Source organism: Microbacterium flavum, assembly GCF_018717645.1.
Classification (GTDB): Bacteria; Actinomycetota; Actinomycetes; order Actinomycetales; family Microbacteriaceae; genus Microbacterium; species Microbacterium flavum.
This window is the reverse complement of the sequence record NZ_JAFLHG010000006.1, coordinates 108966-130095: the sequence shown is the minus strand read 5'-3', so window position 1 is coordinate 130095 and position 21130 is coordinate 108966. Positions and strand designations below refer to the sequence as shown.

At 70.7% G+C, this 21130-nt stretch carries 24 protein-coding genes and 1 tRNA gene; 14 read left to right on the top strand and 11 right to left on the bottom strand.

All coding sequences use genetic code 11. The annotated features are described in order from the left end of the window. Positions 1-175: 175 nt before the first annotated feature. The 7 genes from J0P97_RS08165 (at position 176) to J0P97_RS08135 (ending at position 5430) form a co-directional block, all read left to right on the top strand. A tRNA-Gly gene (locus tag J0P97_RS08165) sits at positions 176-249 on the top strand. 127 nt (positions 250-376) lie between these two features. Next, a complete protein-coding gene (locus J0P97_RS08160) occupies positions 377-1057 on the top strand; it encodes a GntR family transcriptional regulator (RefSeq protein ID WP_215487278.1) in 681 nt (226 codons plus the stop codon). A 149-nt stretch (positions 1058-1206) separates the two neighbouring features. Further along, complete coding sequence (locus J0P97_RS08155) at positions 1207-2562, top strand: MFS transporter (protein ID WP_215487277.1); 1356 nt, start codon at positions 1207-1209, stop codon at positions 2560-2562. 68 nt (positions 2563-2630) lie between these two features. Then, a complete protein-coding gene (locus J0P97_RS08150; RefSeq protein ID WP_215487276.1) occupies positions 2631-3704 on the top strand; it encodes an Ldh family oxidoreductase in 1074 nt (357 codons plus the stop codon). An 11-nt stretch (positions 3705-3715) separates the two neighbouring features. After that, positions 3716-4357, top strand: coding sequence for a pyridoxamine 5'-phosphate oxidase family protein (locus J0P97_RS08145; RefSeq protein ID WP_215487275.1), 642 nt, complete (start codon positions 3716-3718; stop codon positions 4355-4357). 86 nt (positions 4358-4443) lie between these two features. Beyond that, on the top strand, positions 4444-4875 hold the full coding sequence (locus J0P97_RS08140) for a nucleotidyltransferase domain-containing protein (protein ID WP_215487274.1): 432 nt from the start codon (positions 4444-4446) through the stop codon (positions 4873-4875). 63 nt (positions 4876-4938) lie between these two features. Further along, positions 4939-5430, top strand: a complete 492-nt coding sequence (locus tag J0P97_RS08135; RefSeq protein WP_215487273.1) for a hypothetical protein — start codon at positions 4939-4941, stop codon at positions 5428-5430. 72 nt (positions 5431-5502) lie between these two features. On the opposite strand, the gene J0P97_RS08130 is transcribed toward J0P97_RS08135, so the two are convergent. Continuing rightward, a complete protein-coding gene (locus J0P97_RS08130) occupies positions 5503-5901 on the bottom strand; it encodes a hypothetical protein (protein ID WP_215487272.1) in 399 nt (132 codons plus the stop codon). 101 nt (positions 5902-6002) lie between these two features. On the opposite strand from J0P97_RS08130, the gene J0P97_RS08125 reads away from it, so the two are divergent. Together J0P97_RS08125 and J0P97_RS08120 are read left to right on the top strand one after the other, a co-directional pair. Then, positions 6003-6560, top strand: coding sequence for a hypothetical protein (locus tag J0P97_RS08125; RefSeq protein WP_215487271.1), 558 nt, complete (start codon positions 6003-6005; stop codon positions 6558-6560). Positions 6561-6585: 25 nt separating this feature from the next. Further along, positions 6586-7434 (top strand): SDR family NAD(P)-dependent oxidoreductase, encoded by an 849-nt coding sequence (locus tag J0P97_RS08120; RefSeq protein WP_215487270.1) that lies wholly within the window; start codon positions 6586-6588, stop codon positions 7432-7434. Between the two features lie 51 nt (positions 7435-7485). Here the strand turns inward: J0P97_RS08120 and J0P97_RS08115 are convergent, their stop codons facing one another. From J0P97_RS08115 to J0P97_RS08100, 4 genes are all read right to left on the bottom strand, one after another. After that, the gene (locus J0P97_RS08115; protein ID WP_215487269.1) at positions 7486-8673 is read right to left on the bottom strand and encodes an NAD(P)/FAD-dependent oxidoreductase; all 1188 of its coding nucleotides are present in this window, start codon (positions 8671-8673) and stop codon (positions 7486-7488) included. Positions 8674-8735: 62 nt separating this feature from the next. Then, positions 8736-10064, bottom strand: coding sequence for a glycosyltransferase (locus J0P97_RS08110; RefSeq protein WP_215487268.1), 1329 nt, complete (start codon positions 10062-10064; stop codon positions 8736-8738). Positions 10065-10069: 5 nt separating this feature from the next. Next, entirely contained in the window at positions 10070-11077 is a 1008-nt protein-coding gene (locus J0P97_RS08105; RefSeq protein WP_215487267.1) for a glycosyltransferase family protein, read from the bottom strand. Next, complete coding sequence (locus J0P97_RS08100) at positions 11074-12003, bottom strand: WcbI family polysaccharide biosynthesis putative acetyltransferase (RefSeq protein WP_215487266.1); 930 nt, start codon at positions 12001-12003, stop codon at positions 11074-11076. The genes J0P97_RS08105 and J0P97_RS08100 overlap by 4 nt, the downstream gene beginning before the upstream one ends. Between J0P97_RS08100 and J0P97_RS08095 the strand changes: the two genes are divergently transcribed. Genes J0P97_RS08095 through J0P97_RS08080 form a run of 4 tightly spaced genes read left to right on the top strand, consistent with a single transcriptional unit; the run spans position 12002 to position 16291 of the window. Then, positions 12002-13225: a glycosyltransferase gene (locus J0P97_RS08095; RefSeq protein WP_215487265.1), complete on the top strand. Its 1224-nt coding sequence runs from the start codon at positions 12002-12004 to the stop codon at positions 13223-13225. The genes J0P97_RS08100 and J0P97_RS08095 overlap by 2 nt on opposite strands. Further along, positions 13222-14415 (top strand): glycosyltransferase, encoded by a 1194-nt coding sequence (locus J0P97_RS08090; protein WP_215487264.1) that lies wholly within the window; start codon positions 13222-13224, stop codon positions 14413-14415. Before J0P97_RS08095 ends, J0P97_RS08090 begins: the two co-directional genes overlap by 4 nt. Continuing rightward, positions 14412-15434, top strand: a complete 1023-nt coding sequence (locus tag J0P97_RS08085; RefSeq protein ID WP_215487263.1) for a hypothetical protein — start codon at positions 14412-14414, stop codon at positions 15432-15434. The genes J0P97_RS08090 and J0P97_RS08085 overlap by 4 nt, the downstream gene beginning before the upstream one ends. Next, positions 15431-16291, top strand: a complete 861-nt coding sequence (locus tag J0P97_RS08080; protein WP_308163514.1) for a glycosyltransferase family 2 protein — start codon at positions 15431-15433, stop codon at positions 16289-16291. The genes J0P97_RS08085 and J0P97_RS08080 overlap by 4 nt, the downstream gene beginning before the upstream one ends. 56 nt (positions 16292-16347) lie before the next feature. Here the strand turns inward: J0P97_RS08080 and J0P97_RS08075 are convergent, their stop codons facing one another. The 3 genes from J0P97_RS08075 to J0P97_RS08065 are packed head-to-tail and all read right to left on the bottom strand — an operon-like array spanning position 16348 to position 17407. Then, a complete protein-coding gene (locus tag J0P97_RS08075) occupies positions 16348-16791 on the bottom strand; it encodes a BLUF domain-containing protein (RefSeq protein WP_215487261.1) in 444 nt (147 codons plus the stop codon). After that, positions 16788-17009, bottom strand: a complete 222-nt coding sequence (locus J0P97_RS08070) for a hypothetical protein (protein WP_215487260.1) — start codon at positions 17007-17009, stop codon at positions 16788-16790. Before J0P97_RS08070 ends, J0P97_RS08075 begins: the two co-directional genes overlap by 4 nt. 38 nt (positions 17010-17047) lie before the next feature. Beyond that, positions 17048-17407 carry a hypothetical protein gene (locus J0P97_RS08065; protein WP_215487259.1) on the bottom strand — a complete coding sequence of 120 codons (360 nt, stop codon included), beginning with the start codon at positions 17405-17407 and terminating at the stop codon, positions 17048-17050. A gap of 150 nt (positions 17408-17557) precedes the next feature. On the opposite strand from J0P97_RS08065, the gene J0P97_RS08060 reads away from it, so the two are divergent. After that, positions 17558-18577, top strand: a complete 1020-nt coding sequence (locus tag J0P97_RS08060; RefSeq protein ID WP_215487258.1) for a zinc-dependent alcohol dehydrogenase family protein — start codon at positions 17558-17560, stop codon at positions 18575-18577. 34 nt (positions 18578-18611) lie between these two features. Here the strand turns inward: J0P97_RS08060 and J0P97_RS08055 are convergent, their stop codons facing one another. Genes J0P97_RS08055 through J0P97_RS08045 form a run of 3 tightly spaced genes read right to left on the bottom strand, consistent with a single transcriptional unit; the run spans position 18612 to position 21090 of the window. Next, positions 18612-18956: a DUF2834 domain-containing protein gene (locus J0P97_RS08055; RefSeq protein ID WP_215487257.1), complete on the bottom strand. Its 345-nt coding sequence runs from the start codon at positions 18954-18956 to the stop codon at positions 18612-18614. A 20-nt stretch (positions 18957-18976) separates the two neighbouring features. Beyond that, the gene (locus tag J0P97_RS08050; protein WP_308163513.1) at positions 18977-19882 is read right to left on the bottom strand and encodes an EamA family transporter; all 906 of its coding nucleotides are present in this window, start codon (positions 19880-19882) and stop codon (positions 18977-18979) included. Then, positions 19879-21090, bottom strand: coding sequence for a serine hydrolase domain-containing protein (locus J0P97_RS08045; RefSeq protein WP_308163511.1), 1212 nt, complete (start codon positions 21088-21090; stop codon positions 19879-19881). Before J0P97_RS08045 ends, J0P97_RS08050 begins: the two co-directional genes overlap by 4 nt. Positions 21091-21130: the final 40 nt, after the last annotated feature.

The window sequence follows — 21130 nt, the reverse complement described above, 5'->3', positions numbered from 1 at the left end:
CGTCAGGTGAGAGGAGGCGCGAGCGGTCCACGTGATACCGAGGACATCGGCGATCTCGACGCGATCGTCGCGACCCGCGCCGAGGGATCCCACCCGGCCGCCCGGACGTCGCCCGAGGGAATGCTCTGTATGCTGGAGTCGTCGCACGGTGCTCACGGCATCGAGAAGCGACTTCGGGGCTGTAGTTCAATGGCAGAACTTCTGCTTCCCAAGCAGATAGCGCGGGTTCGATTCCCGTCAGCCCCTCCACACCGTTTTGCACGGCTGTCACTTCCAGATGTGGACTCCACGGCAACCCGACGACCCGGCGTGCTGGGTGGTCGCCGGTACGCTGATCGTGTCGGACTGAACTCTGCCGACATCGGAGGCCTGAACCATGAGCCCGCTCGAGACGACACCTCTTGTACGCAACCTCGGCGCGCGATCCAGCATCCGCGACCGGGTCACCGACGCGCTGCGCGAGGCGATGGTCGCGGGCACCATGAAACCGGACACGGTGTATTCCGCCCCCGCATTGGCGCAGTTGTTGGGTGTCTCAGCGACGCCCGTTCGCGAGGCGATGCTCGATCTGGTCAGAGAGGGACACGTCGAAGCGATACGCAACCGCGGCTACCGGGTCGTCCCTATCAGCGACGACGATATGGACGACATCATCGCGATCCGGACGCTGCTCGAAGTGCCGACGGTGGCCCGTGTCGCCGAAATCGCCACTCCCGAGCAAGTATCTGCGTTGCGTCCCATCGCGGCTGAGGTCGAGCGCACCGCGGCGGAGGGGCTGCTTCGTGAGCACATCACCACTGACAACATCTTCCACCTCGGCCTTCTTGCGATCGCCGGCAATCGAATGATCGTCGATGAGGTGCGTCGCTTGCGCGGCCTCACTCGGCTGTCTGCCTTGCAGGAGATGTATGACGAGGGTCGGCTCAAGGAGACCGCCGCGGAGCACAGCCAGCTCCTGGATCTGGTCGAGGCAGGCGACGCGACCGGTGCTGCCCAACTGATGAAGCGGCACCTCGGACATGCCCGCGGAGTATGGGTCGGGCGACCCGAAGCGTGAGGCCTGCCCTACTCGTCGGACGCACGTAACGAAGATGAAACCTCTCAGTGACGCACGCGTCATCAAGGGGTGCAATTGTACGTTGTACGTTGTACATTGATCGAGCACGGTCAGCGACGACGTGTACCGAGATCAAGGGAGTCTCCGCAATGACTGCTATGCCCGCACCTGCTCCATCTCGCACCACCGCCCGCCGGGTCCTGCTGGGCAGCCTCAGCGGCAGCGCGATCGAATGGTTCGACTTCTTCCTGTACGCGACCGCGGCGGCGCTCATCTTCAACACGCAGTTCTTCCCCACGGACGACCCCGCACTTTCGCTGATCCTGTCCTACGTCACCGTGTCGCTCACGTTCTTCGTGCGGCCTTTCGGCGGCATCCTGTTCGCCCACATCGGGGACCGGGTCGGGCGGAAGAAGACGCTCGTCATCACCTTGTCCTTGATGGGCGGAGCGACGGTCGCAATCGGTGTGCTGCCGACCTTCGAGCAAGTCGGCGTCCTCGCGCCACTGCTCCTCCTCGCGTGCCGGATCATTCAAGGCCTGGCCATCGGAGGGGAATGGGGCGGCGCTCTGCTGCTGGCATTCGAGAACGCTCCCGCCCAGCGACGCGGTTTCTATGGCGCCGTGCCTCAGTCTGGCGCGACGATCGGGATGCTGCTGGCGACCGCCGCCTTCGCTCTGGTGAGCCTTCTGCCGCAGGACGCCTTCGACGCGTGGGGATGGCGACTGCCGTTCATCGCGAGTGTCGTCCTCGTCTTCATCGGACTGTGGATTCGTAAAGGCCTGTCGGAAACACCCGCCTTCCAGGATGCGAAGGATTCCGGCGACGTGGCGAAGCTCCCCCTCGTCGAGGTGCTCCGTGACCACTGGCGCTCGGTGCTCGTCGCGATCGGCGGGAAGGTCTTCGAGGTCGCACCCTTCTACCTTTTCGCCACCTTCGTCGTGAGCTACACAACCGGCACCCTCGACTTCGCCCGCTCCACCGTCCTCAACGCCGTCACGGCGGGCGCGTTCGTCAGTACGTTCATGATCCTTCTGTCCGGCGCTCTCTCCGACCGTTTCGGGCGACGCCGCACATTCCTCGTCGGGGTGATCGCCACGGGCGCGTTCATGGTTCCCTTCTTCCTGCTGCTGAACATCGGTATGGACTGGGGCGTGTACGCAGCGGTCATCATCGGCCTCGGAATCGTCTGGCCGCCGGTGACCGCGACCTTCGGCACCTTCCTGTCCGAGCTCTTCCCCACTCGAGTGCGCTACACCGGCATCACCCTGGCCTCGCAGGTGGGCAGCGCGCTCGCAGGAGGGACGGCGCCGCTGATCGCCACATGGATGCTCGCAACCTTCGGCGGTTCGTGGACTCCGATCGCTGTCTACTTCATCGGGCTGGCGGTGATCTCGACCGTTTCGGTGCTGCTCGCCCCGGCTGTCACTCGTCGGGAGGCACGACGTTCTACCGACCCCACCGCCGACACACGACCCACCCGCTCCACGCCGGTCTCCGCCTGAACGGACCGAGCCGCATCACATGAAAGAGAATCCGCATGACTGACGACATCCTCCTCACTCTCGACGAGGTGCACACTGCCGCGTACGACGCGATGAAGGGTCAGGGATTTAGCGACGCACATGCGTCTGCCATCGCCCGCACCGTGACGATCGCGGAGCGAGACGAGTGCCGGCACCACGGGCTGTTCCGGCTGTCCTTCTACGCCAACGGGGTGCGGACGGGAATGGCGTCGAAGGACGCGCAACCTGAGCTGTCCCAGATCGCACCATCCGTCTTGCGCGTCGATGCCAAGTACACCTTCTCGAATCTCTCCATCGCCCTCGGGATTGAGCCGCTCGCGAAGCTTGCGAAGGAGCAGGGGATCGCCGCGCTCTCGATCAACAACGCTCTGAGCGTCGTCGCGCTCTGGCCGGAGGTTGAGCAGCTGGCCGAGCAAGGCCTCGTCGCCTTCTCGTTCGTCGCGGCAGCACCCTATGTCGCACCCGCGGGGGGCACGCAGCCACTGTTCGGCACCAACCCGATGGCATTCGCCTGGCCTCGGGCGGGGCATCCGCCGCTCGCGTTCGACCAGGCATCGAGCGAGATGGCGCGCGGAGAGATTCAGCTCCGACTCCGAGACGGGAGTCAGCTGCCCGAAGGCACTGCTATCGGCCCCGACGGACAGCCCACCCGCGACCCCGCGACCGCTCTGGCGGGTGCCCAGCTTCCGTTCGGAGGAGCGAAGGGTTCGAACATCGCGCTCATGATCGAATTGCTCACCGGACCTCTGCTGGGCGACCTCCTGAGCTTCGAAGCCGGCGAACGCGACACAGCGAACACCGGAGCGCCCTGTGGGGGCCAGCTGATCATCGCCATGGATCCCGCACGCTTCAGTCCCACGGGTGATCCGACCGCCCATCTGGCGCACGGCGAGAAGCTGTTTGAGAGGATCCTGCAGCAGGACGGAACGCGGTTACCCTCCGATCGTCGCTATCAGGCACGAAAGCGCACCGCCGTCGAAGGCGTGCGCGTGCCCCTCTCACTGCACAAGACGCTCCAGTTCCTCCGGCAGGGAAAATCTCCCGACCATCTCGAGGCGTGGGAGGGCGACCAATCGCTTCGCAATCCGACCACCGTTCTCAGCAGCGCGAACGATCTGTAAAGGAGGAAGGCATGACCGACTTCGCACCCACGGCGCGGACCACGATCCGCCGCCGTCCGGACCGAGGGTCCTACGATCGAGATCTCGTCCACGCCATCATCGACGAAGCGCTGCTCTGCCATGTCAGCATCATCGTCGGCCGCGAGCCACTCGTGATACCGACATCGATCACCCGGATCGCCGAGGACGTCTACATCCACGGCAGCAACAAGAACCGCCTGATCACCAGTATCGAAGATGGCGCACGCGCCTCGATCGCCGTCACTCACACTGATGGCGTGGTCGTCGGTCGATCTGGATTCGGCTGCAGCCTCGAGTACCGCTCCGTCGTCATCTTCGGTCGAGCCAGCCTCGTACCGGCGGAGGACAAAGAACGCGTCATGAACGCTGTGCTCCAGGACATCATTCCCGGCTACGGCGGACGCCGGCTCAAACCGTCTGAGCTCGCCGCCACCAGGATCGTCCGCTTCCCGCTCGAAGAGGTCTCGGCGAAGGTGCGCAACCACGGAGTCCTCGACGTCGAGGAGGACTACCAGCGAGACATCTGGGGAGGAGTCATCCCGCTCTCCCTCGTGGCGGGCGAGCCCGTGAGCGACGATCGAATCCGCCCCGGAGTCGACATCCCGGACTACGCGCGGTCCTATCGAAGATGATCAGTCGTCCCCCGCGCACGATCGCCGGGCGCAGGTCTCCGCGACACTCCCGCCCCACGCCCGCCCACGAGGCGTAGCGTGGCGGAATGACCCGCACTCACGTCCTGAACAGCACCGGGGATGAGCGCTGCGATGCCATCGTCCTCGACGTTCAGGCCGCGTTCGACGAGCACCTCCCTGGCCGAGTGCTCGGGTGCTACCTGCGCGGAAGCCGGGCCGCCGGCAACGCTGTCGAGGGGTCCGACCTCGACCTCCTCATCGTCTTCGCGGACCGGTTCTCCGGACTGGAGGAGTTCGAGCGGGCGCAGGCGGTGTGCGAAAGCTGCGCGCGGTCATCGCCGATCCTTCTCGAGATCATGCTGATCGGTGAGAACAGGCTGTACGACGACACCGCGCTGGATGCCGCGCTGGATCTGAAACTCACCTGTCGACCCCTCTTCGGCGCCGACATCCGCGACACACTCACCGAATTCGAATCGACGACGTACGTGCGGAACGTCATCCATACGCCGTACTAAGGCTATTCCGCTCCCGCTCAGCGCGATGCTCGGATCGCCTACCCACTGGAGCACATCGAGCCGATGGGCGAGTTCTACGGGTTCGATCAGTGGCTCATCCCGGGCCCCGCCGGTCCCGGCACGCCCAGCACGAAACTGCTCGTCGCCACGGTCGGCTGGACGGCGACGGCACTCGTCGCGCGACGATTCCGGGTCTACGTTCCCAATAAGGCGGCGTCGGCGTCGATGTACGCCGATCTGATCGGAGACGCGTGGGCGCTTCTCGTCCACGACGTGCACGAATGGTGCCGAAACAGGTGGCACTATCTCGTCCCCGAGTCCGACGCGGAGAGGTCGATCCTTCGCGGGATGCGCGGGGACGCCCTGGACTTCCAGAACCACTTCCTCCGGATCTATCGCAATGATGCGCTGGACGAGCTGGCGAGCGGCGACCCGGGCCGCCAGCGCCTCGCTGCCGAACGACTCGAACAGATCACCTACCCGGGTGACCCCGAGGTCGAGCGCGCGCTCCGCGCTTTCTCGTCCGCGTCCACTGCCGCCGACCCGCTGGATTGAGCGGCTATTGCTGATGAAGATCGGGCGTCGGACGGCGACGGAGAAGGACGGCTAGCGGTCAGCCAAGACCTGTCAGCCCACGACACGCACGCTGTCAGAAAGCGCGTTCTCTTCGTCTTCGCCGGTTCGGATGCCACCAGCCTCGACCTTGGCGCCGGAACGAGTCGTCACGGTGACGCCGTTGCCCCCACATCCCGTGGACTCCCACTCGCCGTCCTTCACGATCGCGACGCAGATGGTGTTCTCCGCTTCTCGACCGCGGGCCAAATACACGTCGTAGCCGTCCACGTCGCCGACGTGCCGGACAGTCGCGAGATCGACGCTGCCGTCACCCGACTCGGCGAGCGCCTGCGGAAGGTCCGCGGCGGTCTGCTCACGGCTGAACTCCGGATACGAGACCTGCGGCGTCGCGCAGGACGTGCATCCCAAGGCCAGAGCCAAGATCACAACCAGGCGTCCCGGGTGGCGCATGCGCTGAACGTAGCAGGTGCCGTCGACGCGGGTCGAGACTCGCGTCGACGCCGCGATCCGGCTGCGTGCGCACGTGTGACCAGGGGCGCTAACCTGACCGCGTGAACCGTGACTGGGTCGACTACGCGAATCTCACGTTCAACGGCATCGGAGCCGCCATCACACTCGCGACCGGGCTCATCGCAGTCGCGGGGTTCGTGATAGCCCGAAGAAGCACACGTGCAGCCGCTGAGGCTAAGCGGCTGGCTGATGCTGCGCAGGCTGCCGCCGACGTCGCAGCGGCTGATGCTGAGCGGGCTCAGCGAAACGAAGCACGCACCTTCGACAATCTCCAGCGGACGCTCCGTTATATCCAGCGTCACGAGGTTCCCACCGAGGAGTACCCCGCCGAGGAGTATCCAGATGATTGGGAACGCGAGATCCTGGAGAACACCGAGGACGAGGACGAGCGTGAACAGCGACTGAACGATCTCAACAGGCAGTCCGCCGAGAGAAGGAAAGAATGGCGTTCGTCGCACCGGATTCACGTCATGGGTCAAGGTCGCGGATACGATGCCTGGCCGGCGACGCCCGGAGAGACGGAAGATCACGACACTATCGATCGCATCCTGGCCGATATGCAACGGGAGGTCGAAGACCGTCAGCGGCCTCCGCTCTGACCCCGCCCGGTGGGACACTGGGCCCATGACCACTCCCCCTGTCCTGCTGATCACGGGCACCTCCTCCGGCATCGGATTCTCGTCGGCGATCGCCGCAGCGCGCGCGGGATTCCGCGTCGTCGCGACGATGCGTGATCCCGGGCGGTCCGGAGCGCTTGATGAGGCCGCCGCGCGGGCGGGCGTGGATGTCGACATCCGACAGCTCGATGTCACCGTGCCCGAGTCCATCTCCTCGTGCGTCGCGTACATCCGCGAGACCTACGGGCAGCTGGATGCGGTGCTGAACAACGCCGGCGCCGGCCACGTGGGGACGATCGAGCTCGAAGACCTCGCCGATGTCCGCGCGGTGTTCGAGGTCAACTTCTTCGGCGTCGTGGCCCTCACCCGGGCGGTGCTGCCGCTGCTCCGCGAGAGCAGAGGGCGGCTCGTCACCGTGTCGAGCGTGGGCGGAGTCGTCGGGCAGCCCTTCAACGAGGCGTATTGCGCCGCGAAGTTCGCCGTCGAGGGGTTCATGGAGTCCCTCGCCCCCGTCGCTGCGACCCAGGGAGTACGGGTGAGCGTGGTCGAGCCCGCCGCCGTGGCGACCGAATTCGTCCCGAACATCGGACTCGACGCGCTGCAGTCGGCCGCCGGAACCCCCTACGCCGACGCGATGTCCGCGTATCTCACGCGGACGGCCACCTCGTTCGACCCGGCGAACGCGCAGACGCCGGATTCGGCCGCCGAGGCGATCGTCGCGGTCCTCACGGCCGCGGAACCGCCCGCGCGGGCTCAGACCTCCGATGCCGCACGACGCTTCGCGGGGATGAAGCTCGCCGACCTCGACGGCTCCGCCGTCACGTCGGTCACCGCGACCTGGGTGGCATCCGCCTGAGAACGGGACATCATCGCGGCGGATTCGCGAGCCTCGGCAGCGCGCGGCCCGTCAGGCCCGACCGGTGAGGATGAGGTTCCAGTAGACCCAGGGCAGCACCCACCGGTCCATGACGTAGGTGAAGCGCCGCTCGCGGTACAGCGTCCGCCAGAACGGGATGGTGGGGCGCAGGCGCCCGGACCGGTCGAACTCCGCGAAGACCGCCGTGTGCCGGGTGACCGTGAACGGGGTCTCGGTGTATCCGTCGTAACGCGGCGTCGTGCCGCGGGGCGCGAGCGCCTCGACGAGCACCTTCGCCTGCGACCTGATCGCTCCGCCCGAGCGGATCGGTGTCACCGGCGCGGCGTCCCCCAGCGCCCACACGTTCGGCCACCGGCGGTGCTGCAGGGTCGACGGGTCGACGTCCACGAAACCGTCCTCATCGCCCAGCCCGCTGGATGCGATCCACGTCGCCGGGCGTTGCGGCGGAGCGGCATGCAGGACGTCGTACCGGATGGTCCGCCGCTCGCCGCCCTGGAGCACGTCCAGCTCCCCCGCGCCGGCCCGCACCTCCACGACCTCGGTGGTGTACAGGGCCTCGATGCCGTACTCGGCGATCTTCGCCTCGAGCTCCGCGGAGACGGGCGCGACGGAGAATGGCGCGGGCTCCGGAGTGATGAAGACGACGCGGATGCCGGGGAGCCGGCCCTCTCGCCGCCACCGGTCGCACGCGAGGTACATGGGCTTCTGCGCGACGCCCGCGCATGACGCCGGCTCGGGCGCCTGCGTGAACACGACGGTGCCCGACTCGACGCCTCGGAGCGTCGTCGACGCCCGCTCCGCCAGCGGGAGTGTGTAGTTCGACACCGTCGTGGACAGGTCCCGAGCATCCGCGAGACCGGGGACGGCCGCCCACTCCTGCTCGATGCCCGCGGCGATCACCAGCCTCTCGTAGACGATCCGGCGCCCCGAGGCCAGCTCCGCGACGCTCTCGTCGGGAAAGACGGCGACGAGACGATCCTGGATCCAGGTCACACCGCGCGGGGTCACCGATCTCTGCGACCGCACGACGCGGCGGCGGTCGGCCACGCCCCCCGCGATGTGCGACTGCAGCGGGGCGTACACGTGGTCGGCGCGCGGCTCGACGATGACGACATCCCTCACCTTCCGGCGACGCAGGCGCGCGGCGATCGAGACGCCCGCGTTCCCTCCGCCGATGATGAGGGTGGGCCGGCGCGTCGCGCGGAGAGGGGTCGTCATCCCGTCAGACTGCGCGCCCCGCAGCATCCGCACCAGGCACTTGACGCGCCGCGGTTCGCCGGTCAGGAGAACCGCTCCGCTCCGCCCCAGCCGCCCACCCAGGCCTCCACATCCGGGTCGGAGCGCAGCAGATGGATGCCGACCCCCTCGGCCGTCACCGTGCGGAAGCCCGCAGCGTCCCCTCGTCTGACCGCCCGCCGCTCAGCGCGTCGCGAGCGCAGGATGCCGAGATCGTTGCCCGCGCCGTCGACGAGCTCCACGGTGCCGACCTCGCCCGCCCCCAGACCCGTCACGAGCGCGCGGATCCACTCCGGATCGGTGACGACGACCGGGCGGGGGAGATCCCACACCACCCGCGCGTCGGGCTCCGCCCCCGCCGCGACCACCCGCGGGTCCTCCCACGGCGGGACGACGCCCGCGTCGAGAACGATCCGGGCGGTCGGGAAGGCGAGCAACAACGCGTCGACGGCCACGAACACCGCGGCCTCCGGATGCGCGCCGCGGAGGCGGACGACGAGATCGGGCGCGGTGGGCCGCAGCGCGCGCGGCGCCGATCCGGACACGGGGATCGACCGTGCCAGCGTCAGCGTCTGCGCGTTCGCGCGCGCCTGCTCCGAGCCTCGCCGATCCGCCCATTCGGGACCGTCATGCCAGGCGACCGCCTCGGGAATGTGCGCGAGGACCGCCCCCGCGCTCCACATCCGGTACGCCCACTCCCAGTCCTCCCCGCCGTAGGAGCGGAACGTCTCGTCGAACCCTCCCACCTCGTCGAACAGGGCACGCCCGCACGCCATCACCGCGCCGATGACGTACCGGTAGGAGCGGTCGTCCGCGTCGAGGAGGTTCCGGCTGCGCGCGTAGGCATCGGCGAGCCACGCCGGCTCGGGCAGCTCGCGGCCGGTGACGGCGTCGGCGAGCGTCATCCCGCCGTCGCCGCGCGCGCTCTCCTCGTTCTCCGAGAACTCCGCGTGACGACGCCGACCCACCGTGACCGCGTCGGGATGCAGCGCAGGCAGTCTGGTGAGTGCACGGACGTAGCCGGGCTCCGGCGCGGTGTCAGCGTCGAGGAAGCACAGCACCTCGCCGGTGCTCGCGCGGACGCCGAGGTTGCGCACCGCCGCGAGCCGGAACCCGTCATCGGCCTGGCGGACGAGCACGACGTCGTCCGGCACCGCGACCTCGCCGGGCGACCCGTCGTCGGCGACGACGACCTCGAGCAGCTCACAGGGGTAATCCTGATCCGCCAGAGCGCGAAGAGTGCGCGCGAGCTGCACCGGCTGATCGTAGTGGGCGACGATGACCGAGACGCGAGGCAGCGACGCCGGTGCGACGCCGTCGAGCGCATCCCAGTGATTGCCGACGATGACCGGGGCATCCGGGTGCTGCGGCATCCTCCTCACCACGACAGGTCCTCCCACCAGCGCAGGTATGCGGCCGCCGCGTCCGGCCACGACATCGGGAGCCGCGCGAGACCGTGCCATGTCGACCCCGGATCTGCAGCGGCGGCCGCGACCGCCGCGGGGAGGTCGGCTCCCTCGACGGCGCGCAGCGTGCCGGGCCGGAGGAGCGCCATCTCGTCGACGTAGCGTCCGCGGACGGCGACCGGGCGGCGACCCCAGCCGATCCAGGAGGCGAGGGATCCGGAAGCCGAGACGTGCCGATGCGCGATCACAGGCACCGACACCGCGCGCGCCCTGCGAGCGATCTCGGCGTCGTCGAGCCATCCGGTGACCTCCACGGCGACGCCCAGACCGGCGGCGCGACTCACGAAGGCATCCAGGTCGGCCGCATGCCCCTCCGATGCGCGCCCGAGCACCGTCAGCGTCGCGATGCCCGCCGCGGCGGCGGCCTGCGCCGCCTCGTCGTGTCCCTTCCCGGGGTAGAAGTAGCCGAGCACCCCGACCGATCCGTCCGGGCGGGGGCGCTGAGCGTCGACGCCGAGCGCACCGAGGGTCTCGTCGAGCGAAACCGGCAGCGGGATGATCGCGGGGGCGCCCGCCCAGACGCCCTCTTCGGCGAGGAGCGCCCGTTCGTGCGCGCTGTTGACCACGACCCCGCGCGCCGCGGCGGTGACGATGGCATAGGCATCCCGCCGCCGCGTGCGGTTCGGCTCTCCGTCCGACGCCTGCGGCACGTCGTGCAGCGTGACGCTCACTGGCCGGCGCGCGGCGAGCGCCGCGAACGCCCGCGCGGCCTCCTCGGGGGAGGGACCCCACAGGCGATCCGTGAAGTGCACGTGCACGGGGGCGTGGTCTTCGCGGGCGTCGAGCGCGACCGGGTCGATCGTCCGCACCTCCGGCGTCCCCGCGGGGCGGGCGGCGCGGGCGGCGCGGGCCAGGTCGCCGGCGTACACGGCGACACCGTGGGTGCCGGGGTGGACCAGGAGGAGAGGCACCCCGCTCACGCCGCGCCCCAGGCGCTCAGGAGCGGCGCGAGACGCGCGACGGCGGCCGCGACGAACCCCGGATGCGCGGCGTACCACGCGGTGTGCGCGGCGCGGATCTCGGCGTCATCGACCTCGCGGCCGTCGACGATCCAATGCGCGCGGGGCTCATCGGGCAGCGACCAGGCCTCCACCACCTCCGGGAGAAGAGGCGCGCGAACGGCGCTCAGCAGCGGGCGTCCGGGATCGACCACGCCGCCGTCGAGGCCGAGCGCGGCCAGGAGGCGCGCGCCGAGGGGCAGGAAGATCGCGTTCCCCGGATGGTTGACGGTGCGGGCGTGGTCGGCGGTGACCGTCGCGTACAGGTCGGACAGCGGGACGTCGGTCCGTTCTTCGCGCTCGCGCAGGACATCCACGGACGCGTCGCCGAGCGCACGAACCGCGTCCGGTGAGAGCGCGGGCGCCGCTTCTCTCCCCGCCGCGGCCGCCAGCGTGCGCACGTCGTGATAGGCCACGATCGGCGGATCCTCCTCGACGCCGGCGACCCGGATCGCGGCCTGGAAGGGGTGCAGCCCCGCGAACCGAGCGGGAGGAACGGTCACGACGGGGCCTGCGGCGAGGGCGGTGATCTGACGGGTGCCGACAGGGAGACTCCGGTAGTCGTCTCGGATCGGCTGGCTCACGATGTGATCGGCGAGAGCGACGAGCTCGCGGAGCCGGGCGGCATCCGCGGCGTCGAGCTCATGGACGGGCGGAACGCGGACGAACCGACGCTCCGGCGCGTCCAGGACGAGGCGCATCGACTCCGCCTGGCAGTTGCCGATCACGATGCCGAACCGCTCCGGAAGGGGGTCGAGACCGAAGAACTCGCCGTAGTGACGGCGGCGCCCTAGCACCGCCGACCCGGGCGCCGCAATGGCCCTGTCGGAACGGTCGGCATCACGCATGATTCGAACGTATACCTCGATCGCACGCTCCCCGACCCCCTGGCGAAACCGACGCAGTGTCGGCGCGATTGCGCACCGTACCGCCGTTCGTCATGCCAGGGAGTCCCCCATCACCCCGCAATCCCGACTCATCCGCGTCGCCTCCGTCCCCGCCGCACATCCGTACATCCGCTCGATCGTCGACGCCCGCTGCATCACGGTGATCCCCGACCCGCCCGTCCCCGGAGGCGCCCCCGGGCAGTGGTGGCCCCCGGTCATCCTGACCCCGGACTGGATCTCCGCGCACGCGGACGAGGTCGACGTGATCCACCTGCACTTCGGCATCGAATCGTTCGGGTCGGATGAGCTCTCCGCCGCCCTCGCCGCAGCGCGGCGCCGCGGATGTCCCGTCGTCTTCACCGTGCACGACCTGGACAACCCGCAGCTCACGGATCAGACGCACTACCAGGAGCTCCTCGAGGTCCTCCTTCCCGCCGCAGATGTGCTCCTGACCCTGACCGGCGGCGCCGCGGCAGAGATCTCACGGCGATGGGGGCGGGACGCGACCGTGCTCCCCCACCCCACGCTTCTCGACGCGGTTCCGCCCGTCGTCGCGCGGGCCGACACCGCCCTCCGGATCGGGATCCACCTCCGCGACCTCCGGCCGAACATCGCCGCGGACGAGGGCGTCGCCGCAGCCGGCGCCGCCGCGGCCCTGCTTGCGGAGGCGGGCGCGGACGTCCGCGTCGAGATCGTGATGAACGACCGCGTGCGCGACGAGGCGATGGCCGCCCGGATCGAGGCGGCGGCGAGCACGCACCCCGCCGTGGCGCTGCACCGCCGCGCCCGGCTCACCGATGCGGAGGTCGCCGCGTGGCTCGGCGGCCTCGATCTGTTCGTCCTCCCGTACCACCACGGCACCCACTCCGGATGGGTCGAGCTCTGCTACGACCTCGGCGTGCGGGTCGCGGGAACCTCTGTCGGCCACATGTCCGAGCAGCATCCCGATGAATTCGCCGTCATCGACCTCACCGACCCGGCCACCCTCGTGGCCGCGGTGCAGGATGCCGCCGCGCACCGCCTCCCCGATCCCGGCCGAGCCGCGCTCCTGCAGGCACGCCGCGGCGAGCGCCTCGCGCAGCGCGACACGGTCCGCGCGGCGCACACGAACCTCTACACGGCCCTCGCACGCGACACCGACTCCTCCACCGCAGTCGCCGACGAGGTCGGAGTCCGGTCGTGACCGCGCGCCGGCGCCTGCGGGTGCTCGTCGTCGCCCCCGAACGTCACGCGCTGCGTCAACCGCACGCGGGCGGGTTGGAGGCGGTGGTCTGGAACCGCGTCCGCTGGCTGCGCGGGCGCGGGCATGACGTGCAGCTGTGCGCCGCAGACGGCTCGGACTTCCTCGGCGCGGACACGGGCCTGCACCTTCCCCGCCCCCGCTGGCACCGCTCGCTGGACGCCTCCGACACGGAGTTCCCCGAGGGTCACCGGCGGCTCATGACCGACGCGTTCGATCGCATCCGCGACCGCCTCATCCATCCCGCGACAGGCGTGGACGTCGTCGACAACCACAGCCTCCACGGGGCGCCGATCCTGTGGAGCCGGGAGACGGGCATCCCGGTCGTGACGACCCTGCACACACCGCCCCTGCCGGCGATGGTCGTCGCCGCGCACGCGGCCGGCCCCGATGCCCCTCACCGGTTCCTCGCGGTCAGCCGGTTCACGGCCGGCGCCTGGGCGGCCGAAGGGGTCGATGCCTTCGTCTTCCCCAACGGCGTCGACGGCGCCCAGTGGCAGCTGGGCCCCGGCCCGCGCCGGGGCGAGGAGAGCTGGGTGTGGTTCGGGCGGATCGTCCCCGAGAAGGCCCCCCACCTGGCGATCCGCGCCGCGCGTCTGGCGCGCGCCCGCCTGCGCCTCGCGGGGCGCATCGGCGACCTCACATACTTCACGGAGGAGGTCGAGCCCCTGCTCGGCGACGGCATCGAGTACGTCGGCGCCCTCCGCCAGCCTGCGCTCAGCGCCCTGGTCGGCTCATCGTCGGTCGCGCTCGTCACGCCGGTCTGGTCGGAGCCGTTCGGCCTCGTCGTCGCCGAGGCCCTCATGACCGGCACGCCGGTGGCCGCGTTCGACTCGGGCGGCATCAGCGAGGTCCTGCGGGGGATGCCGGGGACGGCGATCGTCCGCGCACCGGAGGTCGAGACCCTCGCACGGGCGGCGGTCGCACTCGCGCGACGGGTGCGGTCCGGTTCGGCGCGCCGCGGCCTGCGTGCGGCGGCGGTGCGGCGGTACTCGATCGAGCAGCGGCAGCGCGAGGTCGAGCGCGTCCTCATGATGTGCGCCGACAGCGCGCCCGTCTCTCCCGCACTCCGCGCGGCCGGTGCCGTCGCCCTCGCCGAGAGGGATGCCGTCACGGAGGCGATCGGAGCATGATCGGCTGGTACGTCCACCACCACGGGTGGGGACATCTCACACGGATGCAGGCCGTCCGACCCCACCTGCGCGAGCAGGTGACCGTCTTCTCCAGCCTGCCGGCGCCCCGGATCCTGCCCGCCGACACCGTCTGGGTGGCTCTCCCCTCCGACGCCGATCCGGTTCTCGGCGAGGACGGCATCCGGCGGGATGCCTCCGACCACGGTGACGTCACCGCGGGCGGGGCGCTGCACTGGGCACCCGTGGGGCACCCCGGCCATCGGTCCCGCCTCGCCGTCATGGCGGAGTGGATCGCCGCGCACCCCGTGTCGGCCTTCGTGGTCGACGTGAGCGTCGAAGTCACGGCCCTCGCACGCCTCATGGGCGCTCCCACCGTCGTCTTCGCGCAGCCGGGAGAGCGGATCGACGCCCCGCACCGGCTCGGCTACGACCTCGCCGACGGCATCGTGGCGCCGTGGCCGCGGGGCGCCTTCGACGCACGCGGGCTCGCCGGTCGGGGTGATCGCGTCCGCGAGGTGGGCGGTGTCTCACGCTTCGACGGACGCCCCCGGGAGGACGCGGCGCCGAGCGCGCCCCCGTCCGCACGCCGTGTCCTGTTCCTCGGACGCACCCTCGACCCGGTCGGGCTCCGGCGCTGCACCGCCCTCCTCGAGGCCGACGGGTGGATCGTCGCGACAGCCGGAGCCCGAGGCGACGACCGCGTCGCGGACGTCTGGCCGCTGCTCTGCCGCGCCGACGTCGTGGTGAGCGCCGCCGGGCAGAACGCCGTCGCCGACCTCGCGGCGGCCGATGCCCGCGCCGTCGTCATCGGACAGGATCGTCCGTTCGGCGAGCAGGCGGACACCGTGCGCGTGCTCGCCGCGCTCGGCCTGGCTCAGACCGCGCCGCCGGATGCCTCGCCCGAGGACATCGCGCGCCTCGTCCGCCGGGCGCACGACAGCCCGACCCGATGGTCGCAGTGGGGCGTCGACGGAGCCGCGGCGCGAGCGGCGGACGCGATCGAGGAGCGGATCGCGTGATCCGTCGCGTCGCCGTCATCACCCCGGCATCCGCGAACCGCTCGGCGCACCTGCACCGACAGCGCGAGTTCCTGCGGACGGTCGGCGCGCCCCGGTCCGAGGCCGGACGCGCGTCGGACGTCGAGATCGAGGTCGAGCACATCGAAGCGTGGCTCGACGCGGACGAACCGGCCGCGTCCGACCTCTCCGTGCAGCTGCACGTCCCGCCGGGCCCGTACGGTCTGCGCGTCGGGGCCGGGCGGAACGTCGCCGCGCGGCTCGCCCAGAGCCGTGGCGCCGATCTCCTCGTCTTCTTGGACGTCGACTGCCTCCCCGGTCCGACGCTCCTGGAGCGGTACGTCGCGGCATCCTCCCACCACCCGGACGAGATCCTGAACGGGCCCGTGACCTACCTCGCCAGCCCCCAGCGACCCGACTCGCCGTCCGATCTCGCGGCGATGACGCGCCCGCATCCCGCTCGGCCCCGCCCCCGCGACGGCGAGACCGCCGCGGCGACCTCCGCACAGTACGACCTCTTCTGGTCGCTCTCGTTCGCCGTGACGCCCGCCGTGTGGGACCGCCTGGGCGGATTCGATGAGGCCTACGAGGGGTACGGCGCCGAAGACACCGACCTCGGTCGGCGCGCGCGCTCGCTCGGAATCGGGATGCGGTGGGTCGGCGGCGCGCACGCGTACCACCAATGGCATCCGTCCGGATCTCCGCCGTGGCGTCACCTGGACGACATCCTCCGCAACGGCGCCGTGTTCGCCGAGCGGTGGGGGGAATGGCCGATGGGCGGATGGCTCCGGGCGTTCCTCGACGCCGGCGCGATCGAGCCCGTGGACGGCGGATTCCGCCGTGTCCCCGCGGGCAGCTGACCGCTCGTCGCGCGCTCAGGCGCAACGGCTCGTCGGGGCGCGCGATGCGGCATCCGTCAGACGCGCGAGCCCTCCCGCACGCGGAACCACATCGTGAGCTCCATCAGGGCACGGCCGATCATGTCGTGATCCCCGACCCGCAGGTCGTCGAAGGAGTCGCGGTAGCCCTCCTGCTCGTCGGGCGTCGGGGCGACGAGCGGCTGATACCCCATGGTCCACGCCGCGAACCGGCGCGCGTGCAGCGGTTCGCGCAGAAGCACCCGCACGTCCTCATGGCGCGGATCGGCGGAGATCTTCGCCATGAGGGCGTCGACCGCGTCCCGCTGGCCTTCGAGGATCTGGATGAATTCGCGGTCGCGGTAGAGGAGCAGGCCGGTGATGTCCTGCGCCTCGTTGTTCGCACGGCTCACCGTCAGGAGCCCGGCGAGCTCGGCGCCGCTGAAGGCACGCGTCGCGGTGCTGCAGTAGACGACGCAGACGAGCGGATCGGCCGCGGTCATCGCTCCCCCTCCCCGCTCGGCGCGGACGCGGAGACGGCGGCCATCGCCGCGTGATGGTCGGCGTAGTCGCCGACGATGCGGGACGCGGCATCGAACGCCCGCCAGATCCCCTCCGCCTGCCGATCGACGTAGCCGAGGAAGGAGCCGTCGCGGCTGCCGACGTAGAAGCCGGATGCCACGCACGCCCACAGCGCGTTCATCTCGTGGGCCGTGCTCATCGTGTCGTGATACATGCGTTCTCGGACATATCCGGGTCTCAGAGCCCGTGATCGAGGTCGATCCCGCTCAGATCGACATCGTGCGGCGCCGCGGCAGAGCCGCCGTGCGCGTCGGATTCGTCCTCCGCCGGCTGGGGGAAGAGCGGATGCGCGCGCAGCCGCTCTGCATCCTCGGAGAAGTCGGGGTCGACATCCGCGGAGGCCTGCGGACCCACGAGGATGTCGTTGCCGACGCCCACGATGAGGTCGGCGCAGTCCTCCCGGCCGTCGACGAGCACCGGGATCTGGAGCGCCTGCGACTCGCCCTCCGAGGCGATGGCGGCGGCGAGGGTGACGAGGGCGTCGGCGACATCGTCGGTGGTGGCCAGCTGCTGACCGGCATAGGACACGAGCTTCACCCTCTCATCCTCACCCAGGTCCGATGACTCGGATCGGGGGTTGCGTCGACCGCCGCGGCGCGCTACCTCGTCGTCCGGACATCCGCCAGGGGCTCGCATCCCGGCGTGATGAGCGCGAGAGTAGAGGGACCGCCGACGGAAGGATCCTCAATGCGCGGAGTCATCATGTACGGCCCCGGCGATGTTCGCGTCGAGGATCGACCCGATCCGGAGATCGCCCTGCCGACCGACGCCATCATCCGCCTCGCCGCCACGTGCATCTGCGGGTCGGACCTGTGGCCCTACCGCGGCGTCGACCGCGTCGACGGGGCACCGATGGGGCACGAATACGTCGGCGTCGTCACCGAGATCGGCTCCGCCGTCGAGAAGGTGGCGGTCGGCGACTTCGTCGTCGGCTCGTTCTTCACCTCGGACAACACCTGCGAGATCTGCCGCTCGGGCTACCAGTCGCACTGCGTCCACCGCACCCCGATCGGCCGCGAGGGCACGCAGGCCGAGTACGCGCGCATCCCGAACGCGGACGGCACCCTCGTCGCGACGCCCGGTCAGCCCGGCGCCGACCTCATTCCGTCACTTCTTGCGGCGTCCGACGTGCTCGGCACGGGATGGTTCGCCGCCGTCGCCGCCGAGGCGGGGCCGGGCAAGACCGTCGTCGTGGTCGGAGACGGCGCGGTGGGACTGTGCGGCGTCCTCGCGGCGAAGCAGCTGGGCGCCGAGCGCATCATCGCGATGTCCCGGCACGCCGACCGGCAGGCCCTCGCGCGCCGCTTCGGCGCCACGGACATCTTCGAGGAGCGCGGCCGCGAGGGCGTCGCGCGCGTGAAGGAGCTCACGGGCGGGCTCGGCGCGCACTCGGTGATCGAAGCCGTCGGCACGCAGGATGCCATGGACCAAGCGATCCGCTCCACCCGCCCCGGCGGGCACGTGGGCTTCGTCGGGGTCTCGCACGACGTCACGGTCGACGGGCAGCGACTGTTCGGGTCGGGCGTGCACCTGCACGGCGGGCCCGCCCCCGTGCGGCGCTTCCTGCCCGACCTCATCGACCTCATCTGGGAGCGGCGCATCGACCCGGGGGCCGTGTTCGATCTGACGCTCCCCCTCGAGCAGGCGGCGGACGGCTATCGGGCGATGGACGAACGGCGCGCCACGAAGGTGCTGCTCACGGTCTGAGGCAGGGGGACCATCCTGCGGCCGGGCGACGACGTCATCCTTCGCGTGGTGCCGCAGCCCGCGTGAGGCGGCGCTGACGCATCGCGAGGAACAGCGGGAACGTGAAGGCGAACGCGGTGAGCCCGGATGCCACGATGTACAGCCACCCGAAGCGCATGCCGAGACGCCTCGACTCGACGATGATGAAGACGCTCCCGGCGACCGCCACGACGAGCAGGTCCACCGTGATCGACGACACCGCCGGTCCGCTGGAGACGAGATCTCCGATGAAGTCGCGCATCTGCACGATCGCGAGGGCGTTGAACGTCCACGTCCCGACGAGGCCGAGCACGGCGAGAGCGAGGTACACGACGGCGAGCGGGGTCCAGTGGCGGGTCATGGCGACATGATCCCACCCCGTCAGCCGAGCGGCTCGACCGCCGCACGCGCGTGGCGCCCGGCCATGCGGACGGCGCCGATCGAGGCCGCGACGACGAGGCCGATGCCCGCGACCTCCAGGATGCTGAGGTGCTGGCCGAGGAGCACGAAGCCGGCGAGCGCGGCGATCGCCGGGGCGAGGCTCATCATGATGGCGAACGCGGATGCCGCGAGGCGGCGCAGCGCGATGAGCTCGAACGCGTAGGGCAGCGTCGAGGAGAGCAGTGCGACGGCCGCGCCGAGGCCGAGCAGGCCGAGGGATGCGGGCTCGGGGCGCAGGAGCACAGGGCCCGCCTGCACCAGCCCGAACGGGAGCGCGAGCACGGCGCCGATCGCCATGGCCAGGGCGAGCCCGCCGAGCCCCTGCACCCGAGCGCCCACTCGCGCGGACGAGAGGATGTAGAGCGCCCACATCGCGGCGGCGCCGAGGGCGAACAGAACACCGACGACATCCAGCCGGTCCCATCCGCCGCCGGCGAGCGCCACGACGCCCGCGAGCGCGAGAACCGCCCAGAGCCATGCCGACCCGCGCCGGCTCGCCACGATCGAGAGGGTGAGCGGCCCGAGCACCTCGATCGTCACCGTGACCCCGAGGGGGAGACGTTCGAGCGCGAGGTAGAACAGGCCGTTCATGACCGCCAGCGCGATCCCGAGCTGCACCACCGCGCTCCACGCGGCCCGGTCGAGGCCGCGCAGGCGCGGGCGAGCCACGGCGCACAGGATGAGCGCCGAGAACACGAGTCTCAGCATGACCATGCCGAGAGGGCCGACGGCCGGGAACAGTCGGATCGCGACCGACGCGCCGACCTCCTGGCAGAGGAGTCCCGCGAGAACGAGCGAGACCGCACCCCCGCGTGCACCGACTCCCGGAGGAGCGTCGGTCGTCACGGGATGGGGCAGACGGCGGCTGCCGTCACCTGGGCGCCCATGTCCTCGGCGGTCCAGGGAAGACCGGCGTCGGGGGCCGTCTGGCCGGCGGCAGCCGGAGCCTTGGAGGCGATCGCCGCCAGCTCCCAGGCGAGCGCGCGCACGAGGGCATCCGACGCGCGGGAGTTGTTCAGCGCGACGACGATCGTCATTCCGGTGTTGCGGTCGGCGAAGGCCGCGGTCAGCATCCCCGGCGTCTGGCCGAATTGACCGATCAGGGAGCCCGCCTGGTATGCGCCGCCGGTGGCGGTGAACCACGACGCGGCATCCCCCGCCGCCGGGAGCGGCGCGTCGAAGCGGGCCTCGGTGTCATACGAGCGCGCGCCGAGCGCGAGCGACTGCGTGTACCGGCCCACATCGGCGAGGTCGGAGACGACGGCGCCCGCCGTCCACGTCGCCGAGGGGGACAGGTCGCCGAGGTCGATCGGTGCCGCGCATTCCACCGCGCCCTCGGCGTTCGCCGGCGACCAGAGCCCATGCAGCGTGGCCGCAGCAGACGCGGGCAGGGACGAGCCGGACATGCCGATCGGAGCGAAGACGTACTTCTCGTAGAGAGCGGACATGCTCTTGCGCGATGCCTGCTCGAGCGCCATCCCGAGGAGGAGGTAGCCGGTGTCGGAGTCGGAGAACCCGGCACCCGGCTGACCTCCGGGGCGCTCGAGGCCGTGGCCCACGAGTTCCCGGGGGTTCCAGACCCGCTCGGGCGTGACGACGAAGCGGCCGAAGACCGCGGGCGTGTAGGACGCCACGCCGCTCGTCGAGTCGCACAGCTGGCCGAGGGTGATCGCCTCGCGCCCGGGCAGGCCGGGCACGTACGTCGTGACGCTGTCGTCGAGCTTCACGACGCCGTCGGCGACCAGGCCGTACAGCGCGTCGCACGTCATCGACCGCGTGATCGCCCCCGCCGTGAACGAGGTCGCGACGTCGACGCCGGCACCGCCGGGCGCAACTGAGCCCGCGCCGGCGACCCAGGTTCCTGCCCACGGCGCCCACACCCCGACCAGCGCACCGCTGGAGCCGGATGCCGCGATCGCGCGGTCGACCGCGGCCTGCAGGAGGCCCTGCGTGTCCGCGGGAAGAGCGCCGTCCACCTGCGCAGGCAGCTGGACGCTCGGTCCGTTGTCGGGGGCGCAGGCGGCGAGCGAGAGCGCCAGCGCCACGGAGGTCACGAGCGCACCGATTCGGCTCGCGCGTCCAGTACGCGGCATT

Coding starts and splice junctions, on each gene's coding strand:
- J0P97_RS08160 (WP_215487278.1), top strand. CDS start 377: ATGAGCCCGCTCGAGACGACACCTCTTGTACGCAACCTCGGCGCGCGA.
- J0P97_RS08155 (WP_215487277.1), top strand. CDS start 1,207: ATGACTGCTATGCCCGCACCTGCTCCATCTCGCACCACCGCCCGCCGG.
- J0P97_RS08145 (WP_215487275.1), top strand. CDS start 3,716: ATGACCGACTTCGCACCCACGGCGCGGACCACGATCCGCCGCCGTCCG.
- J0P97_RS08140 (WP_215487274.1), top strand. CDS start 4,444: ATGACCCGCACTCACGTCCTGAACAGCACCGGGGATGAGCGCTGCGAT.
- J0P97_RS08135 (WP_215487273.1), top strand. CDS start 4,939: ATGGGCGAGTTCTACGGGTTCGATCAGTGGCTCATCCCGGGCCCCGCC.
- J0P97_RS08130 (WP_215487272.1), bottom strand. CDS start 5,901: ATGCGCCACCCGGGACGCCTGGTTGTGATCTTGGCTCTGGCCTTGGGA.
- J0P97_RS08120 (WP_215487270.1), top strand. CDS start 6,586: ATGACCACTCCCCCTGTCCTGCTGATCACGGGCACCTCCTCCGGCATC.
- J0P97_RS08115 (WP_215487269.1), bottom strand. CDS start 8,673: ATGACGACCCCTCTCCGCGCGACGCGCCGGCCCACCCTCATCATCGGC.
- J0P97_RS08110 (WP_215487268.1), bottom strand. CDS start 10,064: ATGCCGCAGCACCCGGATGCCCCGGTCATCGTCGGCAATCACTGGGAT.
- J0P97_RS08095 (WP_215487265.1), top strand. CDS start 12,002: ATGATTCGAACGTATACCTCGATCGCACGCTCCCCGACCCCCTGGCGA.
- J0P97_RS08100 (WP_215487266.1), bottom strand. CDS start 12,003: ATGCGTGATGCCGACCGTTCCGACAGGGCCATTGCGGCGCCCGGGTCG.
- J0P97_RS08085 (WP_215487263.1), top strand. CDS start 14,412: ATGATCGGCTGGTACGTCCACCACCACGGGTGGGGACATCTCACACGG.
- J0P97_RS08075 (WP_215487261.1), bottom strand. CDS start 16,791: ATGACCGCGGCCGATCCGCTCGTCTGCGTCGTCTACTGCAGCACCGCG.
- J0P97_RS08070 (WP_215487260.1), bottom strand. CDS start 17,009: ATGAGCACGGCCCACGAGATGAACGCGCTGTGGGCGTGCGTGGCATCC.
- J0P97_RS08060 (WP_215487258.1), top strand. CDS start 17,558: ATGCGCGGAGTCATCATGTACGGCCCCGGCGATGTTCGCGTCGAGGAT.
- J0P97_RS08055 (WP_215487257.1), bottom strand. CDS start 18,956: ATGACCCGCCACTGGACCCCGCTCGCCGTCGTGTACCTCGCTCTCGCC.